Source organism: Enterobacter sp. CPE_E1241 (assembly GCF_045618265.1).
Lineage (GTDB): Bacteria > Pseudomonadota > Gammaproteobacteria > Enterobacterales > Enterobacteriaceae > Enterobacter > Enterobacter adelaidei.
The window spans coordinates 650,167-669,096 of sequence record NZ_JBIWYV010000001.1 but is presented as its reverse complement, the minus strand read 5'-3'; the positions used below and the strand labels follow the sequence as shown (position 1 = coordinate 669,096).

At 56.9% G+C, this 18,930-nt stretch carries 22 protein-coding genes and 1 pseudogene; 12 read left to right on the top strand and 11 right to left on the bottom strand.

Going from position 1 to position 18,930, the window contains the following annotated elements; genetic code table 11:
* Positions 1–164: 164 nt before the first annotated feature.
* The 4 genes from ACJ9Y9_RS03250 to ACJ9Y9_RS03235 form a co-directional block, all read right to left on the bottom strand.
* Positions 165–860, bottom strand: coding sequence for a helix-turn-helix transcriptional regulator (locus ACJ9Y9_RS03250; RefSeq protein ID WP_028016536.1), 696 nt, complete (start codon positions 858–860; stop codon positions 165–167).
* Positions 832–1,230 (bottom strand): hypothetical protein, encoded by a 399-nt coding sequence (locus ACJ9Y9_RS03245; RefSeq protein ID WP_028016535.1) that lies wholly within the window; start codon positions 1,228–1,230, stop codon positions 832–834. Before ACJ9Y9_RS03245 ends, ACJ9Y9_RS03250 begins: the two co-directional genes overlap by 29 nt.
* On the bottom strand, positions 1,223–1,546 hold the full coding sequence (locus ACJ9Y9_RS03240) for an antibiotic biosynthesis monooxygenase (protein WP_028016534.1): 324 nt from the start codon (positions 1,544–1,546) through the stop codon (positions 1,223–1,225). Before ACJ9Y9_RS03240 ends, ACJ9Y9_RS03245 begins: the two co-directional genes overlap by 8 nt.
* A 75-nt stretch (positions 1,547–1,621) precedes the next feature.
* Positions 1,622–3,037 (bottom strand): aldehyde dehydrogenase family protein, encoded by a 1,416-nt coding sequence (locus tag ACJ9Y9_RS03235; protein ID WP_028016533.1) that lies wholly within the window; start codon positions 3,035–3,037, stop codon positions 1,622–1,624.
* A gap of 100 nt (positions 3,038–3,137) precedes the next feature.
* Between ACJ9Y9_RS03235 and ACJ9Y9_RS03230 the strand changes: the two genes are divergently transcribed.
* Complete coding sequence (locus tag ACJ9Y9_RS03230; protein ID WP_028016532.1) at positions 3,138–4,040, top strand: LysR family transcriptional regulator; 903 nt, start codon at positions 3,138–3,140, stop codon at positions 4,038–4,040.
* On the opposite strand, the gene ACJ9Y9_RS03225 is transcribed toward ACJ9Y9_RS03230, so the two are convergent.
* A complete protein-coding gene (locus ACJ9Y9_RS03225) occupies positions 4,027–4,506 on the bottom strand; it encodes a carboxymuconolactone decarboxylase family protein (protein ID WP_008501331.1) in 480 nt (159 codons plus the stop codon). The two genes, ACJ9Y9_RS03230 and ACJ9Y9_RS03225, sit on opposite strands and share 14 nt — an antisense overlap.
* Before the next feature lie 101 nt (positions 4,507–4,607).
* Between ACJ9Y9_RS03225 and ACJ9Y9_RS03220 the strand changes: the two genes are divergently transcribed.
* Positions 4,608–5,996: a PLP-dependent aminotransferase family protein gene (locus ACJ9Y9_RS03220; protein WP_028016531.1), complete on the top strand. Its 1,389-nt coding sequence runs from the start codon at positions 4,608–4,610 to the stop codon at positions 5,994–5,996.
* Positions 5,997–6,082: 86 nt separating this feature from the next.
* Here the strand turns inward: ACJ9Y9_RS03220 and ACJ9Y9_RS03215 are convergent, their stop codons facing one another.
* Positions 6,083–6,244, bottom strand: a complete 162-nt coding sequence (locus tag ACJ9Y9_RS03215) for a DUF1127 domain-containing protein (protein ID WP_032666760.1) — start codon at positions 6,242–6,244, stop codon at positions 6,083–6,085.
* Between the two features lie 176 nt (positions 6,245–6,420).
* Between ACJ9Y9_RS03215 and ACJ9Y9_RS03210 the strand changes: the two genes are divergently transcribed.
* Entirely contained in the window at positions 6,421–7,839 is a 1,419-nt protein-coding gene (locus tag ACJ9Y9_RS03210; protein ID WP_028016530.1) for a PLP-dependent aminotransferase family protein, read from the top strand.
* 61 nt (positions 7,840–7,900) lie between these two features.
* Here the strand turns inward: ACJ9Y9_RS03210 and ACJ9Y9_RS03205 are convergent, their stop codons facing one another.
* The 4 genes from ACJ9Y9_RS03205 to ACJ9Y9_RS03190 all read right to left on the bottom strand — a co-directional run bounded on the left by ACJ9Y9_RS03205 (position 7,901) and on the right by ACJ9Y9_RS03190 (position 12,478).
* Entirely contained in the window at positions 7,901–9,022 is a 1,122-nt protein-coding gene (locus ACJ9Y9_RS03205) for a cupin domain-containing protein (RefSeq protein WP_028016529.1), read from the bottom strand.
* 135 nt (positions 9,023–9,157) lie between these two features.
* Positions 9,158–9,760, bottom strand: coding sequence for an ATP-dependent Clp protease proteolytic subunit (locus tag ACJ9Y9_RS03200; protein ID WP_028016528.1), 603 nt, complete (start codon positions 9,758–9,760; stop codon positions 9,158–9,160).
* Positions 9,761–9,950: 190 nt separating this feature from the next.
* Positions 9,951–11,345: an MFS transporter gene (locus ACJ9Y9_RS03195; protein WP_028016527.1), complete on the bottom strand. Its 1,395-nt coding sequence runs from the start codon at positions 11,343–11,345 to the stop codon at positions 9,951–9,953.
* A gap of 44 nt (positions 11,346–11,389) precedes the next feature.
* Complete coding sequence (locus ACJ9Y9_RS03190) at positions 11,390–12,478, bottom strand: cellulase family glycosylhydrolase (RefSeq protein ID WP_407226065.1); 1,089 nt, start codon at positions 12,476–12,478, stop codon at positions 11,390–11,392.
* A 185-nt stretch (positions 12,479–12,663) separates the two neighbouring features.
* Here ACJ9Y9_RS03190 and ACJ9Y9_RS03185 point away from each other — a divergent pair, with 185 nt between their 5' ends.
* A complete protein-coding gene (locus ACJ9Y9_RS03185) occupies positions 12,664–13,671 on the top strand; it encodes a LacI family DNA-binding transcriptional regulator (protein WP_028016525.1) in 1,008 nt (335 codons plus the stop codon).
* Here the strand turns inward: ACJ9Y9_RS03185 and fosA are convergent.
* Positions 13,657–14,081 (bottom strand): annotated as a pseudogene (gene fosA, locus ACJ9Y9_RS03180) (FosA/FosA2 family fosfomycin resistance glutathione transferase). The gene ACJ9Y9_RS03185 and the pseudogene fosA sit on opposite strands and share 15 nt — an antisense overlap.
* A 199-nt stretch (positions 14,082–14,280) precedes the next feature.
* Here fosA and trpS point away from each other — a divergent pair.
* The 8 genes from trpS to ACJ9Y9_RS03140 all read left to right on the top strand — a co-directional run bounded on the left by trpS (position 14,281) and on the right by ACJ9Y9_RS03140 (position 18,925).
* Positions 14,281–15,282, top strand: coding sequence for a tryptophan--tRNA ligase (trpS, locus tag ACJ9Y9_RS03175; RefSeq protein ID WP_028016523.1), 1,002 nt, complete (start codon positions 14,281–14,283; stop codon positions 15,280–15,282).
* Positions 15,283–15,533: 251 nt separating this feature from the next.
* Positions 15,534–16,016 (top strand): hypothetical protein, encoded by a 483-nt coding sequence (locus ACJ9Y9_RS03170; protein ID WP_028016522.1) that lies wholly within the window; start codon positions 15,534–15,536, stop codon positions 16,014–16,016.
* Positions 16,017–16,019: 3 nt separating this feature from the next.
* Complete coding sequence (locus ACJ9Y9_RS03165; RefSeq protein WP_028016521.1) at positions 16,020–17,594, top strand: S-type pyocin domain-containing protein; 1,575 nt, start codon at positions 16,020–16,022, stop codon at positions 17,592–17,594.
* 8 nt (positions 17,595–17,602) lie between these two features.
* Positions 17,603–17,860 (top strand): colicin E3-like toxin immunity protein, encoded by a 258-nt coding sequence (locus ACJ9Y9_RS03160; RefSeq protein WP_028016520.1) that lies wholly within the window; start codon positions 17,603–17,605, stop codon positions 17,858–17,860.
* Complete coding sequence (locus ACJ9Y9_RS03155; RefSeq protein ID WP_323686928.1) at positions 17,820–18,098, top strand: HNH endonuclease; 279 nt, start codon at positions 17,820–17,822, stop codon at positions 18,096–18,098. The genes ACJ9Y9_RS03160 and ACJ9Y9_RS03155 overlap by 41 nt, the downstream gene beginning before the upstream one ends.
* A 1-nt stretch (position 18,099) precedes the next feature.
* A complete protein-coding gene (locus tag ACJ9Y9_RS03150) occupies positions 18,100–18,348 on the top strand; it encodes a bacteriocin immunity protein (protein WP_028016519.1) in 249 nt (82 codons plus the stop codon).
* A 55-nt stretch (positions 18,349–18,403) separates the two neighbouring features.
* The gene (locus ACJ9Y9_RS03145; RefSeq protein WP_072032682.1) at positions 18,404–18,655 is read left to right on the top strand and encodes a bacteriocin immunity protein; all 252 of its coding nucleotides are present in this window, start codon (positions 18,404–18,406) and stop codon (positions 18,653–18,655) included.
* Positions 18,656–18,673: 18 nt separating this feature from the next.
* Positions 18,674–18,925, top strand: a complete 252-nt coding sequence (locus ACJ9Y9_RS03140) for a hypothetical protein (RefSeq protein WP_028016517.1) — start codon at positions 18,674–18,676, stop codon at positions 18,923–18,925.
* Positions 18,926–18,930: the final 5 nt, after the last annotated feature.

Below are 18,930 nucleotides of genomic sequence, written 5' to 3'. Positions count from 1 at the left end.
TGCAGGCCACGCCCTCTCGGCGCATCCCTGCGCCCCGGCCTTACGGAAACGCTTCGGCGATTTACAGCCGGACCAGGGAGTTGCTGTAAGCCGTTAATTTTGCCGAAGAAACGTTAATCGCTTCAGGTAAAAAATTACTGGGATTCCTCAGCCCGCAGCGGAGTTTAGCGGCTAAAAAGCCTCTTTACAGCGCTCTTCCCCGAAGCCGTCACCACCACCTCCCGATACCCCGCCACCCGCTGGATCCAGCCTTTACTTTCCAAATGAGTAAGCAGCGCCGCGCCCGCCTCTCCGCCAAGATGAAACCGCCGCTCGCTCCAGTCGAGGCAGGCGCAGCAGGCCTTCCGGCGCGGATGAGCGCTTAACGAAATGCCGAGCGTCAGGAACTGCTCCCGGCCATACAGGGTCAGCGCTGAACCGTCTGCCTCCAGCCAGCCTTCAGCCTGCATGAAATCGTAGATCTGCACCGCCACCGTACCCGCCAGATGGTCGTAGCAGGTCCGGGCTTCCCGCATGGCTTTCGGCGCGGTGGTTTCCGGTGGAGTAATGCGGCTCCACGAAAGCCCCATCATCTGCTCCACCAGCGCCGCCACGTCGTGCCCGGCAAGGCGATAATAGCGATGCCTCCCTTGCGACAGGCAGGTAATCAGTTGCCCTTCAAGCAGCCGGGCGAGATGCCCGCTGGCAGTCGACGGTGCAACATCTGCCGCGGTGCTCAGTTCGGTAGCCGTCCACGCGCGCCCGTCCATCAGCGCGCAGAGCATTTTCACGCGCGACGGATCGGCCATTGCCGCCGCCACCGCTGCAATGGCCTGTTCCAGCACCGCACTGTTATCTGGCGGTAAGCTCGTTTTTAACATGGGTCGCCCAGGGTTCGGTGATCTCAGCGGCCAGCTTATCATCATCCGTCAGCAGAATAAGGTGATTTGCGTGGTCGCTATACTGAGTAAGAATAGACACACCGCGTGCCGCCAGCGCCGCCGCGATGTCGCCTAACTCGCCGGGCCGCTCCTGCCTGAGTTTCCTGATAATCGGCTTGCGCACCGCCTGCACGGTAAATCCTGCCGCCATCAGAACACGTTGCGCTTTTTCTCCATCCTCAACGAGAAAATGGGCATCGGTACCAAATACGCCACCGCCCTCCAGCCCCACGCCGTTGCGGCCTAACAGCTGCCCAAAGCGCGCCAGTTCGTCGGGCCCGTCGCTGAAAATCACGTGAAGGTCATACATCGGCATGCCCTCCGGTTTCGGAACTATACTCCCGCACCATCTGCGCCACCCGAATGCGGTAGTACGCAAAAATTGACGCCCGTCCTTCAGCCTGCGCCGCCTGGTGAAAAACGTTCTGCTTCCAGTGACGGATAGCCTCTTCGTCACGCCACCAGGAAAGGGACAGAATTTTGCCGTCGGTGGTCAGGCTCTGAAAACGTTCGATATCAATAAAGCCGTCGATGTCGGCCAGCAAAGGCTTAAGCTCTGCGGCAAGCTTAAGATAGCGCGCCTGATGGGCTGGCGCGGCTTTGGCTTCGAAAATAACTGCGATCATGAGGGTCTCTCCGTGGTGATGTTGAGGAGAGCATGCGGGATGGATAAGCACAATGCTTCGGTAAATAGCGAAGTTTTAGCCCAGAATTGACCTCGGCTCCATAAACGCCCGAATCCCCCACTCGCCCATCTCACGCCCCACGCCAGAGTGCTTAAACCCGCCGAACGGTGCTTTCGGTTCATGAGCAAGCGTGTTTATCAGCACGCGACCGGAGACAATCTGCTGCGCCACGCGACGCGCACGCTCAACATCACCGCCCAGTACCACCGCACTCAGGCCATACTCGGTGTCGTTGGCAATGGCGACAGCCTCCGCCTCGTCCTGATAGGGGATCACGCACAGCACCGGGCCAAAAATCTCGTCGCGGGCAATCGTCATCTGGTTATTCACGTCCGCAAACAGCGTCGGGCGCACAAACCAGCCGTCCTGCGTGCCTTCCGGTCGCCCTTCACCGCCTGCCAGCAGGCGTGCTCCCTCTTCTGTGCCCTTGCGGATATAGCCCTGCACCCGCTGCCACTGCTTTTCGCTGACCATCGGGCCGACATCCGTTTCGCTATCGCGCGGGTCACCGGATTTCACCGCCGCCACTGCCTGCGCCAGCGTGGTTTCGATCTCCAACTTACGCGACTGCGGCACCAGAATGCGCGTTCCGGCCACACACGCCTGCCCGCTGTTCATAAACCCGGCCTGAATCACAAGCGGGATCGCCTGAACCAGATCCACATCATCCAGCAGGACCGTCGGCGATTTACCGCCTAACTCCAGGGTCACGCGCTTAAAGCTTTCCGCCGCGTTGCGCAGGATAGCCTTACCGGTATTCGTCGAACCGGTGAACGAAATTTTTGCCACGTCCGGATGGCGGCTGATGGTGTCACCCACCGTCTCGCCGCGCCCGGTGACGATATTAAACACGCCCGGCGGCAGCGCGGCATCACGCAGCGCTTCGGTGACAATCTGGGTTTGCAGAGCGCTCATTTCGCTCGGCTTGATAACTGCCGTACAGCCCGCTGCCAACGCGGCTGCCAGCTTGCCGCAGATAAAGCCCGCGTCGCTGTTCCACGGCGTAATCAGCCCGGCTACACCCAGCGGGCTCATCTGCACCGTTGCTGCGCCTGCGGGGGTAACGAATTCAAACGCCTCCAGCGCCTCTATCGCCTGAGCAATAACATCTGCCGGATAGCTGGCCATCCACGCCGAGCGCGAGGCCGGCGCGCCGTACTCTTCGATGACGGCTTCCAGCAAATCGTCATGACGGGCCACCACAGCCGCGTGCATACGCTTCAGCGCTGCGATGCGCTCCTGCTTTGAGGTTTGCGACCATGCCGGAAATGCCGCTTTCGCCGCCGCGATGGCGCGCCCGGCGTCAACCTCATCCGCCAGGCGGACCTGCCCTATGACCTGCGCCGTCGCCGGGTTGTACAAATCAAACCGTTCGGTGCCGTGCGGGGTAACAAATTCGCCGTTAATAAAGATCTGTTCGATAGTGTGCATATAACCCTCCTGAGGCTGTGTGAGGACAGTCTGGCACGGCTTCTCCGTTGCGATAATCCACGCTATGCTGCAAGGGTTGTTTCGATTTTCAGGATAATCTATGCATCGTTCAGGTCTGACAGAGCTGGAAGTGGTAATGGCCGTCGTGCGGCGCGGTAGCTTTCGCGGCGCGGCGCAGGAGCTGGGGATGTCCGCCACGGCGGTGAGCAATGCCATCGCCGGGCTGGAGAGTCGCCTTGATATCCGCCTTTTTAACCGCACCACCCGCAGCGTAGCGCTCACCGACGCCGGACAGCGCTACGCGGCACGTATTGGCCCAGCCCTGCAGGAGATTCGTCTCGCCAGCGAGGAGATCCACAGCGATACCGGGGAACCCGCCGGAACGCTGCGCCTGAACGTGCCAAACAATATCGGCACGCTATTCATGGATCAGTTGCTGATCGACTTTATGATCCGCTACCCGAAAATGCGCGTGGAAACAGTAAGCGAAGCAAAGATGATCGACATCGTTGCTGAAGGCTATGACGCGGGGATCCGCCTTGAAGAGTCCGTGCCTCAGGACATGATCGCCGTGCCGCTGACCGGAGAGATCCGCCAGCTTGTCACCGCTACGCCGGGCTATTTCGCCCAGCACGGCATACCCGAGACGCCGGACGATCTGCTGCAACACCAGGGGATCGGTATGCGTATGGCCCACGGCGGGATCTACCGTTGGGAGCTGGCGCGTCGGGGGGAAACGTACGCGCTTGCCGTGCCACCGCGCTTTGCGACCTCCGACCTTTTTGCTTCGATTCGCGCCGTGAAAGCGGGATTAGGCGTTGGATTTTTGCCGGAACTGTATATTCGGGAAGAGCTTGAGAGTGGAGAACTGGTGAGCGTCCTGAACGACTGGGCGCAGCCGTTTGCCGGGCTGCGTCTGTATTACCCCGGACACCGCCACGTCCCGCCAGGACTACGGGCGCTGGTGGCGATGATCCGCGAGCGCGGGATTATTCCAGGTTAGCCTTATTCAGCCCGTAAGCCGCGTCCAGCGAGCCAGGTGCCATGCGGGACGTGATCCCCAGGCGGTTCCAGGCGTTGATGGCCACGATGGCGAAGTTCAGCTCTGAAATCTCGACGTCCGAGAAATGCTCCGCCACGCTGCGGTAGAGCGCATCGCTCACGCCATGCACGCCAATCTGGGTCAGCGCTTCGGTGAAGGCCAGCGCGGCTTTTTCGCGAGCGCTGAACAGCGGGGACTCGCGCCACGCCGCCAGATGATACAGGCGCAGCTCGCGCTCGCCGGCAATTTTGGCCTCTTTCGAGTGCATATCCAGGCAGAAGGTACAGCCGTTCAGCTGCGACACGCGAATGTCGATCAGGTGTTTCAGCGCCGGGTCGATGGAGGTTTTCGCCACCTCCATACTCAGGGCAGACAGCGCGTTGGCGAGGGCGGGGGTGGCTTTATGGTGGTTAACGCGAGTGCTCATTGTCTTTCCTCTTTATGTGCGGCATGTGTCATGCGATGCGGCAAATCTACGCCGTTCATGACATAGTAAAAAGATACAAAAAGCGTGAAATGAGGTAGGACATGAAGCCGGGCTATCACGAAATTTATTCCCGCTATCGCGACAACATCATCCGCGGCGTGCTGAAGCCGGGCGATAAGGTGCCTGCCATCCGCGTGCTGGCGGAAGAGCTGAAGGTGGCGCGCAAAACCGTCGAAACGGCCTATGCCATCCTGACGGGCGAAGGGTATCTGGTGAGCCAGGGTGCGCGCGGCACGCGGGTCAACCCGGATTTACTGTTACCGGATAAAAATGCCCCTGCGGAACAGCCCACCGGCACGCTTCCGGCATCGCTTATCAGCCAGCGCGAACGGGCCGGTTTTCTGCGACCCGGCATCCCCGCGCTCGACAGCTTCCCGTATAAAAAATGGCTGCTGCTGGCAGGCCAGGCAACGCGCGCCATGCGCCAGGAGGAGATGCTCAACCCGCCTGTTCCGGGCTGGTATCCGCTGCGCCAGGCCATCGCCAGCTACCTCAACATCTCGCGCGGGCTCTCCTGCAGCGCCGAACAGGTGCTGATTACCAGCGGCTACAGCGGCAGCCTGCGCCTGATCCTCGACACCCTCGCCAGCCGCAGCGATAAGGTGGTATTTGAAGATCCGGGCTACTTTATGGGCCAGCAGTTGCTCAAGCGGATCGTCCCGCGCCTGCACACGGTGCCGGTCGATCGCTGCGGCCTCGATACAGATTATCTACTTCGTCACCATCGCGATGCGCGTTTTGTCATTGTCACCCCGTCGCACCAGAGCCCACTGGCGGTGACGCTCTCCCTGCCGCGCAAGCAGCAGCTGCTCGACTGGGCAAGCCAGAACGCGGCTTGGATTATCGAAGACGATTACGACGGGGAGTTTCACTACACCCGTAAGGTGCTGCCGTCGCTGAAAAGCCTCGATCCGCACGACCGGGTGATTTTTATGGGCACCTTCAGTAAAACCATTATGCCGTCACTGCGCATGGGTTACGTGGTGATGCCCGCCAGCACCGTCGGGGCGTTTACCGACTGTGCTGACATCACCACCAGCGGCCAGCCGGTGCTGACGCAAAAGATCCTCACCGCGTTTCTCAACGAAGGCCATTTTTTCCGTCACCTGAAAAAGATGCGCGCGCTATACCAGACCCGCCGCGACTGGATGATTGCCGCCCTGCGCGAGGTGTATGGCGATCTGTTTTTCACCGAGCAAAACGATGGCGGGATGCATATCGTGGCCTTTCTGACGAAAGGCAGTTGCGACAGAGAAATCGCCCGTTGCTGGCAGGAACAACAGTTGCAGGTGAATGCGCTTTCGGAATGGTATCGCGGGTCGGGTAAACGCTATGGGCTGGTGATGGGGTATAACAACGTGCGGACATATCAGGAGGCGATTGAGCTGCTGGAAAGACCGAAACGGCAGACGCTTGCGCTGTTGAGCTGAAAATCGCCCGGTGGCGCTACGCTTACCGGGCCTACGGGATCGAGTAGGCCGGGTAAGGCGCAGCCGCCACCCGGCGGCGACGTGGATCACACATCATATCGCGACAACCCAACATCCCTGAGCTGCTCGTCGCTCATCTGACTCAGAATGCGGCGGGTACGGTTGATGCGGTACCAGTTGCGTAGCGTTTTCGCGATCCAGACAAACGCAATAAACGGACGTTTTGAACGATTCTCATAGAATTCCATGATGCTCTCCTCGCTGTGCCAGTGGGGATATCATCAGGGAAAACGGCATGCACAATACAGATTCAAAAACAGCTTTTGTTTAACATACAGATCCGCTAAAACAGTATCTGCATGCCGTTTTTTGCGGCAATCTGTACTGGTTTTACAATCTGTATGGTGAAAACAAAGGATACAGCATGACGCGCTACCAACATCTTGCCAACCTTCTGGCAGAACGCATTGAACAAGGGCTGTATCGCAGCGGAGAACGTTTACCGTCGGTACGTGCGCTGAGCCAGGAGCACGGCGTGAGTATCAGCACCATACAGCAGGCGTATCAGATCCTCGAAAATCTCCAGCTGATCACCCCCCAGCCGCGTTCCGGCTATTTTGTCTCACAACGTAAAGCCCAGCCCCCCGTTCCCGCCATGACGCGACCGGTGCAGCGGCCCGTGGACGTGACACAATGGGATGAGGTGATGATGCTGCTTGATGCCCGCGCCGACAAAGAGATGATCTCCTTCGGTGGCGGTTCGCCGGATATTAACCAGCCGAGCCTGAAGCCTCTGTGGCGCGAGATGAGCCGTATTGCGCAGCATAACCCGAGCGAGATGCTGAGCTATGACGTGCTTGACGGCCGTCTTGAGCTGCGCGAGCAGATCGCCCGCCTGATGCTGGATGGCGGCTCGACCGTAGCGGCGAATGAGATTGTGATCACCAACGGCTGCCACGGCGCGCTGTCGATTGCCCTGCTCTCGGTCTGCAAGCCGGGTGATATCGTGGCGGTCGAGTCGCCGTCGTTTCACGGCACCATGCAGATGCTGCGCGGCTTTGACATCAAGGCGATTGAAATTCCCACCGATCCTGAAACCGGGATCAGCATTGAGGCGTTAGAACTGGCGCTGGAACAGTGGCCGATTAAAGCGGTGATCCTGGTGCCAAACTGCAATAACCCGCTGGGATTCATCATGCCGGAAGCGCGTAAAAAGCAGGTGCTGGCTCTGGCCCAGCGGCACGACATCGTGATCGTGGAAGATGATATCTACGGCGAGCTGGCGGCGGAGTACCCGCGTCCGCGCACCATCCATTCGATGGATATTGATGGTCGCGTGATCCTCTGTAGCTCATTTACCAAAACCGTTGCGCCAGGTCTGCGCGTCGGCTGGATTGTCCCGGGACGCTATTATGACCGGGTGATGCACATGAAATACGCCGCAGGTGGCTTTAACGTGCCCGGCACCCAGATGGCGGTGGCGGCGTTTATTCGCGACGGCCATTATCATCGCCACGTGCGCCGTATGCGTCAGATTTATCAGCAGAATATGGAAACCTACACCTGCTGGGTACGGCAGTATTTTCCGGCAGGGATTTGCGTGACGCGACCGCAGGGAAGTTTCCTGCTGTGGGTTGAGCTGCCAGAGAAAGTGGATATGGTGTGCGTCAGCAAACAACTGTGTCGGCTGAAGATCCAGGCGGCGGCCGGGTCGCTGTTTTCCGCCTCCGGGAAGTATCGCAACTGCCTGCGGATCAACGTGGCGCTGCCCCCGACGGACAAAAATCGTGATGCACTGAAGAAGATGGGTGAGGCGATTGTGATTGCGATGGAGGAGGGCTAGTGCGGCCTGATGCCCTCACCCCGGCCCTCTCCCACAGGGAGAGGGAGAAAACCGTGCAGCACTACTCGTCGAAGTACCAGTATCCCTGGTTAATCAGCCCGGTGAGCTCATCGACAAACGCCGGGTTTTTCAGCGCATCGCCCAGCTCGGCCTGACCGAGTTCGGTGTAGCGGCACAGCGCATCTGCGGCCTTCGCATCCACCGTTTCCAGCAGTTCACTGTTGATAAAGAAGCTGCCGTTAATGTTCAGCACGCGCAGCCCGCTCAGGCGAGATAACCTTTCGCCGCCCTGCAGCGCATCGAGCACCTCTTCTGTTGAGTACGGCGGTTCCGCAGCAGCAATATCCAGCTCGTGACGCGGCGTAGAAACAAAGCTGCCGAACCACTTCGTGAAATCGTCAGGTTTGCTGATCATATCGATCATCATCTGGCGAATACGATCGAGTTCATACTGCTCCACGCGGCCGGGGTGTTCGCGGCAGGTCAGATCCGGATCGCTGTAATGCTCTCCCCCCAGATCGTTTTCCAGCGCGTAATCGGCAAAACTGCTGATCAGATCGCGGCCATTTGGCCCACGGAAACCGACCGAGTAGTTCAGCGCGGTTTCATGGGTAAAGCCGTCGTGCGGGAATCCTGGTGGAATATAGAGGATATCTCCCGGAGCCAGATCTTCGTCGATGATCGGCTCGAATGGATCGACATGCAGCAGCGCCGGATGCGGGCAGAACTGACGCATTGGCAGCTTGTCCCCCACGCGCCAGCGGCGGCTACCCATCCCCTGAATGATAAACACATCGTACTGATCGATATGCGGGCCTACGCCACCACCCGGAACAGAGAAGGAGATCATCAGGTCGTCCAGACGCCAGTCTGGCAATACGCGGAACGGACGCACCAGCTCCGCCGCAGGCATATGCCAGTGGTTCACCGCCTGTGCCAACAGCGACCAGCCGGTTTCACCCAGACCATCAAAGTGCTCGAACGGACCATTGCTGGCCTGCCATTTACCGTTGAAATGACTCACCAGACGGCTATCGACTTCAGGCTCCATCGCCAGGCCAGCCAGCTCGTCCGGGGTAATCGGGTCAACAAAATTCGGGAAGGCATTTTTCAGCACAACGGGTTTTTTCTGCCAGTATTTTTCGAGAAATTCCGGCCAGTTCAGGTTCAGTTGATACGCCATGGGTAGCACCAGTGAGAGGGGAAACAGGCGCGATTATAGGGGAGACGGTGGAGGGGGAACTTGTCATGGGTCAAACGAGCTTGCGTAGGTCGGGTAAGGCGAAGCCACTACCCGACACATACACGATATTAGCGCTTAATCGAGCTTCAACTCGTCATAATGGGTAATCAGTTTACCCACGATACCGTAATCCAGCGCTTCAGCCGGAGACATCCAGAAGTTACGGTCGGTGTCTTTTTTCACTTTTTCCAGCGGCTGGCCGGTGGCGTCAGCAATCAGCTTGTTCACGCGATCCAGCATACGGATGATCTCACGCGCTTCGATTTCGATGTCCGTCGCCTGACCACGTACGCCGCCCAGCGGCTGGTGGATCATGAAACGGGTATTTGGCAGCGAGTAGCGGTGTTCTTTTTTCGCCGCCAGGAAGATGGTGATCCCGGCGCTCGCGACCCAGCCGGTGCCAATGACGTGCACGTCCGGACGGATGAATTTAATGAAGTCGTGGATGGTATCACCCGCTTCCACGTGGCCGCCCTGGCTGTTGATGTACAGTTTGATCGGATCGTTACTTACGCTTTGCAGCAGGATCATCTGGGTGATAACTTTCTGCGCCAGTTCCTGGTTGATCTCACCAGAGATGACAATCGAACGGGATTCCAGCAGTTTTTGCTGCAGCGCGCCTGCGCCGTTTGCCCCTTCGGCCTTATCCTTGTCACTTTCTTTCAGTGTGTAGTGCATTGTTATTTCCTCAGCTTATCGCGCTCAAAACCAGAGTGTAGCCTGTTTTACCGGTCAAAGTCCTCTGAGACAGACAGCGAGGGAGTTTATAAGATTGCAGCTGCCGCACCGGGTTCCGAACGGTAACACAGATTGAGCTGGTCGGAGCAAACGATTAAAAGCGAAGCCTTTTGGGCTTCGCTTATCTGACCTACAAGGGTTGGTTTTGTAGTCCGGGTAAGGCGTAGCCGTCACCCGGCGCTTTCACAGACGCGTTGCGCTCCGCCAGCAGTCGACAAATCTCCGCATGCTTCTCCTCGGTAAAGGTAAAGCGCGACATAAAGCCCATTCGGATCAGCGACCCTATCGCCGGCAGCAGGCAAATCCCGAAGAACAGCCCCGACAGCACGCTCTCGCTCTGGATTTGCGCCTGCGGCACGTAGCCAATCATCGTCAAGAACACGCCGATTAACCCGCCGCCCACCGCCACCGACATCTTGCCGGTAAAGGTCTGCCCCGAGAAGGTGATCGCCGCGCAGCGCTTGTTAGTGTGGTACTCCGCGTACTCGATGGTGTCGGCAATCATCGACGAGGTGAGGATGTTGGTCATCATCACGAACAGGGTGCTCAGGCCGAGCAGAATGAACAGCATCGTCACCTGCTGATAGCCGACAAACCACATCACCACGCGCACCGCCACGTCCAGCCCGCAGAGGATCATAAACAGCTTCCGCTTCTGCATCCGGCGCGTCAGCATCGGGGCGACCAGGCACAGCACCGCCGCCACTATCCCCATCACGCCAATCGCCATTTGCAGGCTGCCGTCGCCCAGGTTGTTGATAAAGAAGTAGATATACAGACCGCCCGCCACGTTATGGAACACGCAGAAGAAGAACGACAGCAGGACGATAAACAGCGGCTTGTTCTGGCGCAGGTTGTGGAAGGTATCACGCATCGTCACCTTTTCCGGGCTTGGCGGCACGCGCTCTTTGATCTGCATAAAGCCGTTGAGCATCAGCGGCAGGCCCACCAGCATCATCACCAGCGCCGCCATAAAGTAGCCTTTATCGTTGCTGTGCTGAGCAAAAAATGCCGCCAGTTTCGGGAAGAAGATGTTGGCGCAGGCAATCCCGGCGTTTACCCCGAGCATCGCCGCCGTTACCGCGCGGGTGCGCTGGGCGGAGTCGTTGGTCATCACCGACGACATCGACCAGAACGGGATATCGGAGATAGCGTACAGCGTCCCCCACAGGATGTAGGTCACCCCGGCGTAGAGGATTTTGGTGGTCATGTCCGCTTCGATTTTATAGAACGACAGCAGCGTGACGCCGGTGATCAGCAACGGAGCAATCAGTAAAAAGTGGCGAAACTTGCCGAACCGGCTGTTAATGGTGTCCATAATGCTGGCAAACAGCGGATCGTGAACCGCGTCCCACGCGCGGGCAATCAGGAAGATGGTACTCGCCGCCAGCGCCGAGATCCCCAGCACGTCGGTGTAAAAATAGTTAATAAACGAACCCACTAAACCAAAGCTAAAACACTGACCTAAACCATAACCAAAATAAGACCACAACTCGCGAGACGGTATTTTCATTATCGTTGCCATAGTGCGTACCTGATTACCCGGCGACAGGCACCGGGGCAATATGATTAGCCCTGCGCTTTCGGGGCGATCTGACGAAACTTCTGCATCAGCGCGATTTCACGGCGCGAGAACGGAATACCGTTTTCCTCGAACACGTCGTGGAACCAGAGGCGGCAGTAGTCCGTGGACTCCTTCATCACCACCGGCCACGGCAGCCACGTCTGGGTTTTACCGCGCACCAGCCCCCACTGATACGGCGCGACTTTCGCCATGTACATCAGCGGAAGTTGCTCTTCGATGGTGCTGCCCACGTGGCGCGCCAGCCATTCGGTGCAGAACAGCGGGCGCCCGAGCGCCTGTAGCTGCTGAATAATCGCCGTCATCCGCCCGGTGTTGGTGTAGGCGTGGAAGCTCACCACGTCCGAGAGCGCCAGCGCGGTCTGGTCCAGCGGATGCTGGAAGAACGTCTCACCCTCCTCTTCCGGCGGGACTCGCCACGCGCAGACCGTGAGCGGCTGGGTTGGGTCTTCTTCACGCACCCACTGGAACGCCAGCTTCATGAGCTCGTGGGCACAGGTCTCCAGCTTCGCGTCGTACTGCACCTCCTGCGTACCCGTCGCGAAAATGCCACGGTTGCCCGGCTCGTTATAGAGATCCCACAGCAGCACGCGCCCGTCTTCACGAAACTGGCGAACAACGTCGCGGATATAGCGCTCAATCTGCGGCCAGCAGTCGAGATCGCACACTTTGTCTCGCCCCGGACTCGCCGCTGCCTGGCTGTTGTGCTTGCCCGGCACCGGTGGCTTTTGCGGGCCGAGATACGGCTCGTCGCCGGAGAAGCCGCAATCGTCCATCAGGGTCAGCATGGTGCTGAACCCGTGACCGTCGGCAATCGTCAAAAACCGGTCGATGCGCGCCATCAGTCCGTCGCGATCGTGCTCCCAGACGATAAACGGCAGGTTGATGCGCAGGGTGTTGTAACCCGCGTCCGCCGCCCAACCCAGCTCGCGGTCGATGGTTTCGGCATCGAAAGTCTCTTCCTGCCAGATATCAGTCCAGTTCGCCGCCGTCGACGGCAGGTAGTTAAACCCGCACAGCCAGCCTTTTTGTTCATACCACGCCTGTGCCTGCTCCCTGCTCCACTGCTCTTTCATTACGCGTCCTCTTACTGATAATATTTAGCTAATAAATATTAGCCGCGGGATAAATGCGCAATTTCTCGCACGAAGAAAAGCGATGCCCCTCACAAAGTTCGCGCTTCGATGAATGAGAAACGTGATCGACGGCGCTAAAGCGTGCGGTTAGGGTATGATGCGAAGTCGCGAAAGGGAGAGGACGGATGAAGCGAAAAACGAAAGTGACGATGAACGATATTGCGCGGGCGGCAGGGGTGTCGCAGGCGACGGTATCGCTGGTGCTTAACCAGTCCCGCAACATCAAGCTTAGCGACGACACACGCCAGCGGGTCATTAATGTGGCCACCGAGCTCGGCTACGACCGCCTCCCCGCCGTACACGCCCCGCGCAACCAGGAAGAGATCGCCCTGCTGGTCAGCTCCATGCAGAGCTTCGACCCGTTTATTGACGCCATCAGCCAGGCGCGGGAAGCGGCGTGGCGCAACGAGACCCTGCTCACCGTCTACGACTACGGCGACGACATCGAGCTGGCGCTGAACATCATTCGCCAGCTGGAGAAGCGCAACTGCATCGGGATTATTCTTGCTTCCCCGGTCACCACGCTGGTGGACATGACGGCGTTCCAGGACTGCACCCGCATCCCGCTGGTGCTGCTCAACCAGCGCGACCCCGGCTCGCCGCTGCTGCCGTCGTTTATCCCGGACGACTACGCCAACGCTTTCCAGGTGACGAAACACCTCATCGCCTGCGGAGCCACGCGCATCGCCCACATCACCGGGGAGAGCTGGATGGAAGCCTCCCGCCAGCGTCTGGCGGGGTACCAGGCGGCACTACAGCAGGCCGGACTCGCGTGTGATGACAACCTGGTGCGCCAGACCAACTGGCAGTTCAGCGAGTCCTTTACCGCGACAGCGTCCCTACTGGAACTGGCCGAGCGCCCGGACGCCATCTTCTGCGCCAGCGACTGGCTGGCGATTGGCTGCTATCAGGCGCTGGCGGTGAACGGCGTGCGCATCCCGCAGGACATGCTGCTGGCGGGCTACGACGACCAGAAGATCTCCGAGCAGCTCACCCCGCCGCTGACCAGTATCCAGCTGCCCTACAGCGAGCTGGGACGGCTGGCGGTGGAGTACCTGTGCAATCAGGAAGATGCCGCCACGCACGTGACGCTGGCGGGCAGGCTGAAGGTGCGCGCCTCAAGCCTCGTCTGAGGTAAACACCATACCTGCATAGGGCTTCTCGCGACACGCCGCCAGCCGCGCGGCGAGGCTGCCCACGTGCAGCTCCAGCTTGTGCCCGTCCGGGTCGAGAAAATAGAACGACGCCCCTCGCTTTTGTTCTGTTTCCAGACGGTAACGCCCGCCTGCTCAAGCCTTTGCGAGAACACTTCATAATCCTCCTCCGCCACGGTAAACGCATAATGGGTATAGTCGCTCTCCTGCGGCGGCACGTACTGGCGCGCCTCGTCGTACGACAGGCAGACCCACAGATCGCCGCAGGTGAGATAAGCCCCGGTATTCCAGCGGGCGTGCAGCGCAAGCCCCAGCAGCTCGTGCCAGAAGCTGACGCTTTTTTGCAGGTCGCTGACCGCGAGGGTCAGGTGGTTGAGTGATTGCAGCATGACGTGCCCTTTTGTTTTTCGCGCCGGACGTGGTACGGTAAAGAGATGAACATAAACCACGCCGTGCTCACCGTAAACCGCTGGTGGCTGCCTTCCTAAAGGCGGCACGGAGTAGTTTTTCCCATTTTCAGATAGCCGCCGAAAGGCGGCTTTCACATTTCTAAGACCCCTTTCGGCAATTGCACATTAAGGAGTCTTTATGAACACGCCAACCATCCTCACCGGCGACCGCCCAACCGGCCCGCTGCACCTTGGTCACTACGTTGGATCGCTGCGCCAGCGCGTGGCGCTGCAGCAGACACACAACCAGTTTGTGCTGATTGCCGACCTGCAGGGGCTGACCGACAACGGCAGCAACCCGCAGAAAATTCGAGACAACATCCCCGAAGTGCTGGCCGACTACCTCGCCGCCGGCATTGACCCGAACCTGACCACGATCTGCCTGCAGTCCGCCCTGCCCGCCCTCGCCGAGCTGACGATGCTGTATATGAATATCGTCACCGTTGCCCGCGTGGAGCGTAATCCGACGGTAAAAAACGAGATTGCGCAGAAAGGCTTTGCCCGCTCGCTGCCGGTCGGGTTTATGGCCTACCCCATCAGCCAGGCGGCGGACATCACCGCGTTCAAGGCCGAGTGCGTGCCCGTCGGCGACGACCAGCTGCCGATGATTGAGCAGACCAACGAGATTGTGCACAAGATGAACAGCCTGCTGCCCGCCCCGGTGCTCCGCCACTGTAAGGCGATGCTGAGCGACACCAGCCGCCTGCCCGGCATCGACGGCAGCGCCAAGATGTCGAAATCGCTGGGCAACACGCTGCATCTTTCGGCCAGCGAAGAGACGATTCACCGTGCAGTCAGCGCCATGTACACCGACCCGAACCACCTGAAGATGAGCGACCCGGGGCAAATTGAGGGGAACGTGGTGTTTACGTACCTCGACGCGTTTCATCCGGACAAGGAGAAAGTGGCGGCGATGAAAGCGCACTACCAGGCAGGCGGGCTGGGTGACCGGGTTTGCAAGAACGAGCTGGAGGCGTGTTTGCAGGAGCTAATTGCGCCGATGCGGGAGCGGAGGGCGATGTACATGCAGGATAAGGGCGAGCTGATGGCGATGCTGAAGCGCGGGACCGAACGGGCGCAGGGGGTGACGCAGGGGACGCTGAGGGAGGTGAAGGTTGGGCTGGGGGTGCCGGTGTTTTAAAATAACGTCATGCAGCGTATGTATTCAAATAATACATGCGCTGCATAATATTATTTATCGGCAATTCAACGAATATTACATTTATAATTAACAGGAACCATTACTATCCCTTCTTTAAAAGATAACCAATATCAATCTGGATATTTATTTCGGATTTTAGCCCGACTTATTAACCACTTTATGTATATTCGCCTTACAGGCTAAAACCTAGCATTGCTGCATTTACTCTTCTGCCCCTACAAGGAATTGTCATGCAGCTTTATACCAATGAATTCACAGATGAATTAAAAGCGGAAATAGATTGTTCGCCTTTTTCCGATGAACAACTGGCCGCCATGCCTGAGGACGCGCGCGCCATTATTGCCGAACAGGAAGCGTTTCATCGACAACATCCCGTCACCGCCATCTGGCGGATTGCCACGGCTGGCAGCCAGACCCGAATGGGCGGCGTGGTACTTCCCGTCGATCGTGAAGCCACAATGCTCATGGACGATGGGAGTTACACCAGCGTGATTGTTGAAGGGGATTTTGTAGGCTATCCGGATGGAAGACTCGCCATGATCATGACGTCAGCAGGAACTGCCTTTTCATGGAAAAGGCAAGGCGTTGCCCTGGTAGGTAGCCTGCTTGATAACGATGACGAAATTATCAGCACGCCGCTCGGCAGTACTTATCTTGTCACCCGCGAAGGTATTCCACCTCAGGAGGATTTCTTAACCTGGCCCGGAGAATAGGCCATGGGCTACCGTTCCACGAACTACGGCCGCGGTCAGGCGCTGCACGGCGACAGAACGACCTCCGGCGCAATATGTTGTAGCACCCTGCCCAACTGCACCGAGCACGGTCGCGGCGTTATCCGCGTTGGCGATAAAACTACAGCATGCCCTAAATGCGGCAAACAGGGCGTTGTTGCAGACGGCGAACCTCGCGTTAACTGGATGGGACAAACCTCAGCCGTCGATGGTTCTGTCGTCATTTGTGGCTGCCCGCACGGAACCAACCGCGTGATCGCCCCATCGGGAGAGTGGCTCGGCTCCGGCCCCTCTCCTGAACAGATCGCACAGGAAAAGCATCAGGCCATGCTCGCAGCACGCCGAAAAGAGCAAGAGGCCGAAGCGCAGCGACAAGCAGAAGAACGCGATCGCAACCGGGTCTTTGCGAAATCCTGCCTGCGCGGTGAAGGCTGTAACGATGCAGGCACCGGAAGTGAGCCGCACACCAACTTCGCCGAGATGGCGTTTTACCAGGCCATACCCAACAGTGCCCCACAACACGCCCAGGCGGCAAAGCGTAAGGTGCTCCCAAAACCCAAGCAACGCAGCGCGCTTTATCTCTGGTGGAATGGGCATCACGAGGAGATGGACTATCAGGCTGCCGTTGCGGCCGAAGAGAGGGCCTGGAGCGCGCGGACCGCGATAGCCGATGCCAGCGAACTCGTACTGGTTGGCGGGCGCACAATCACTCCTGGCACCTGGGCCGTGCGCGGCGCTGCACTTGGCGAAATAGCCACGGGAGGCTTTGGTGCACCTGTCGCAGGGCTGCTGATAGGGATGTATCCCGGCAAGCTGAACGACGGCGAGCAGGATTTTATCGACAGGATGCGCGCCGAACAGATGCGGGAAGCCCCTACCCGCGTTCGCTTCACCTGGGAGAACGATGCCAGCGGTAGCCTGACGCCGCGCGGCTGGCATACGCCGCCGGGCAAAGACAGCGTGCGCGTTCGCAGGGTGGAGTGGGATAGCCAACGCAAGGCATATACCTTTACTACCGAAGAAGCCCCCGGTATCACCCTCATCTGGACACCGGACCGCACCGGAGAGAATAAGCCGTGGGATACGGGCAATCACAACCCGGTACGGATACCGAACCCGGTTGTGGTTGATCCGCTGCCGGAGGATACGGGGATTGGTGCGACGACCAGCCCGACACCGGAAGAGAAGACGTTTGCGGATTATATTCTGATTCTGCCGGTGGGCGGGGTGCCGCCGATTTATGTCTATCTCAGCGGGAAACGCCGCAGTGGATTACCTGAAGATGGACATGATTATCATCAAGCACCAAAAACCAGCGAAATTACAGGATTAAGTGGTTTAAGAGAGGTGAAAGCGAAAACGCCCAAACAGGGTGGTAGTGGTAAAAGGGCAAGATGGGTTGATTCGAAAGGACGAAGAATATATGAATGGGATTCTCAGCATGGCGAACTCGAAGAATACAGAGCTAGTGACGGCGAGCATCTCGGCTCTATTGATTATAAAACTGGTGAAATTTTGAAACCTGCCGTAAAAGGTAGAAATATTAAATCTTATTTATGAGGCTTATTATGGGATTAAGATTAAGATTACAGTGGTATGATAAAGAAACTGAGTTAGGTGAAGGAAATGAATTTTCTTTAGATTTTGGCGATGATGCTCAGATCATGACAAAAGATCTTGGCCTACCAACTAAGGGGAACGTTAATAATGGTTTTTTTGATGTTGAACCCGAATGGATACCCATTCTCCAACCCCACTTCTTACATAAAATAACCCCCGCCATTTATGACTATCAGGTTTCTTTTGACTATAGGGATAAATGGTGAGAGGCATTGCCCGATAATCGTATCGGGCATGCTAAAAATCTCCGTCAAGATGAAAAAGATCAATCAAAAATTCAGAGGTGAGCCTCTTCCCTTATCCCTACAATATATAGAGTCGGTAAAAAAACGGTATGAGACACATCGCATTAATCCTATAAATCAGGGCGGCGCTGTATATGATCTAGATAATATGAGCATAACAACACCTAAACATCATATTGATATATACCGAGGAAATTAGGATGAAAACCATCAGCGATTATACTGAAAAAGAATTTTTAGACTTAGTAAGAAAAATATGTACTGCCGCAAGTGATACAGAAGAAGAAGGAAGTTTATTGGTTTTAGAGTTTGAACGTCTTTCTGAACATCCTAATGGATCTGATGTTATTTTTTATCCAGAGAAAGGTAAAGATTACAGTCCAGAAGGTATTGTTAGAGAAGTGAAGGAATGGCGCAGAGAAAATGGAAAATCCGGATTTAAGGAATAACAATGCCGCGCTTTCGGGCGCGGATTGTATGCAAAAAATTTAATTAGATAAAAGTATGAAAAAATTAAGCAATTACACTGAAAGTGAATTTTTATATTTAGTACAAAAAATATTCTCTGCCGATTGTGAAACAGAGGAAGATGATAATTTTCAGGTTAGAGAGTTCGAACGGCTTGCAGAGCATACCTCTGGTGCAGATCTTATTTTTTATCCCGAAAATGGAAAAGTTGATAGCCCAGAAGGCGTTGTCCAGGAAGTAAAAGAGTGGCGTCAGCCTCATGGAAAACCTTGCTTCAAGTCTGAGTGATTTTTTAGGATTAAAACAATGATCGTTTACTCTATAGATGTATACAGTAAAACAGATGAACTTTTACTTTATGAAATCATAATCTCTCAGCGAAATGTAGCTGCGCTGTATGACATTATGGGCATTTCAGATGAAGATGAAGCCGACTTCTCGTATGGCATCGGTGTTTATAATATAAACAAAAAACAGGCACATCTTTTAGAAAAACTCATAGGTAAAATATTCTACTCGGACGATTTAATTTTTCAGCTTTCAGGAGGAGAGCTTTAAATGAA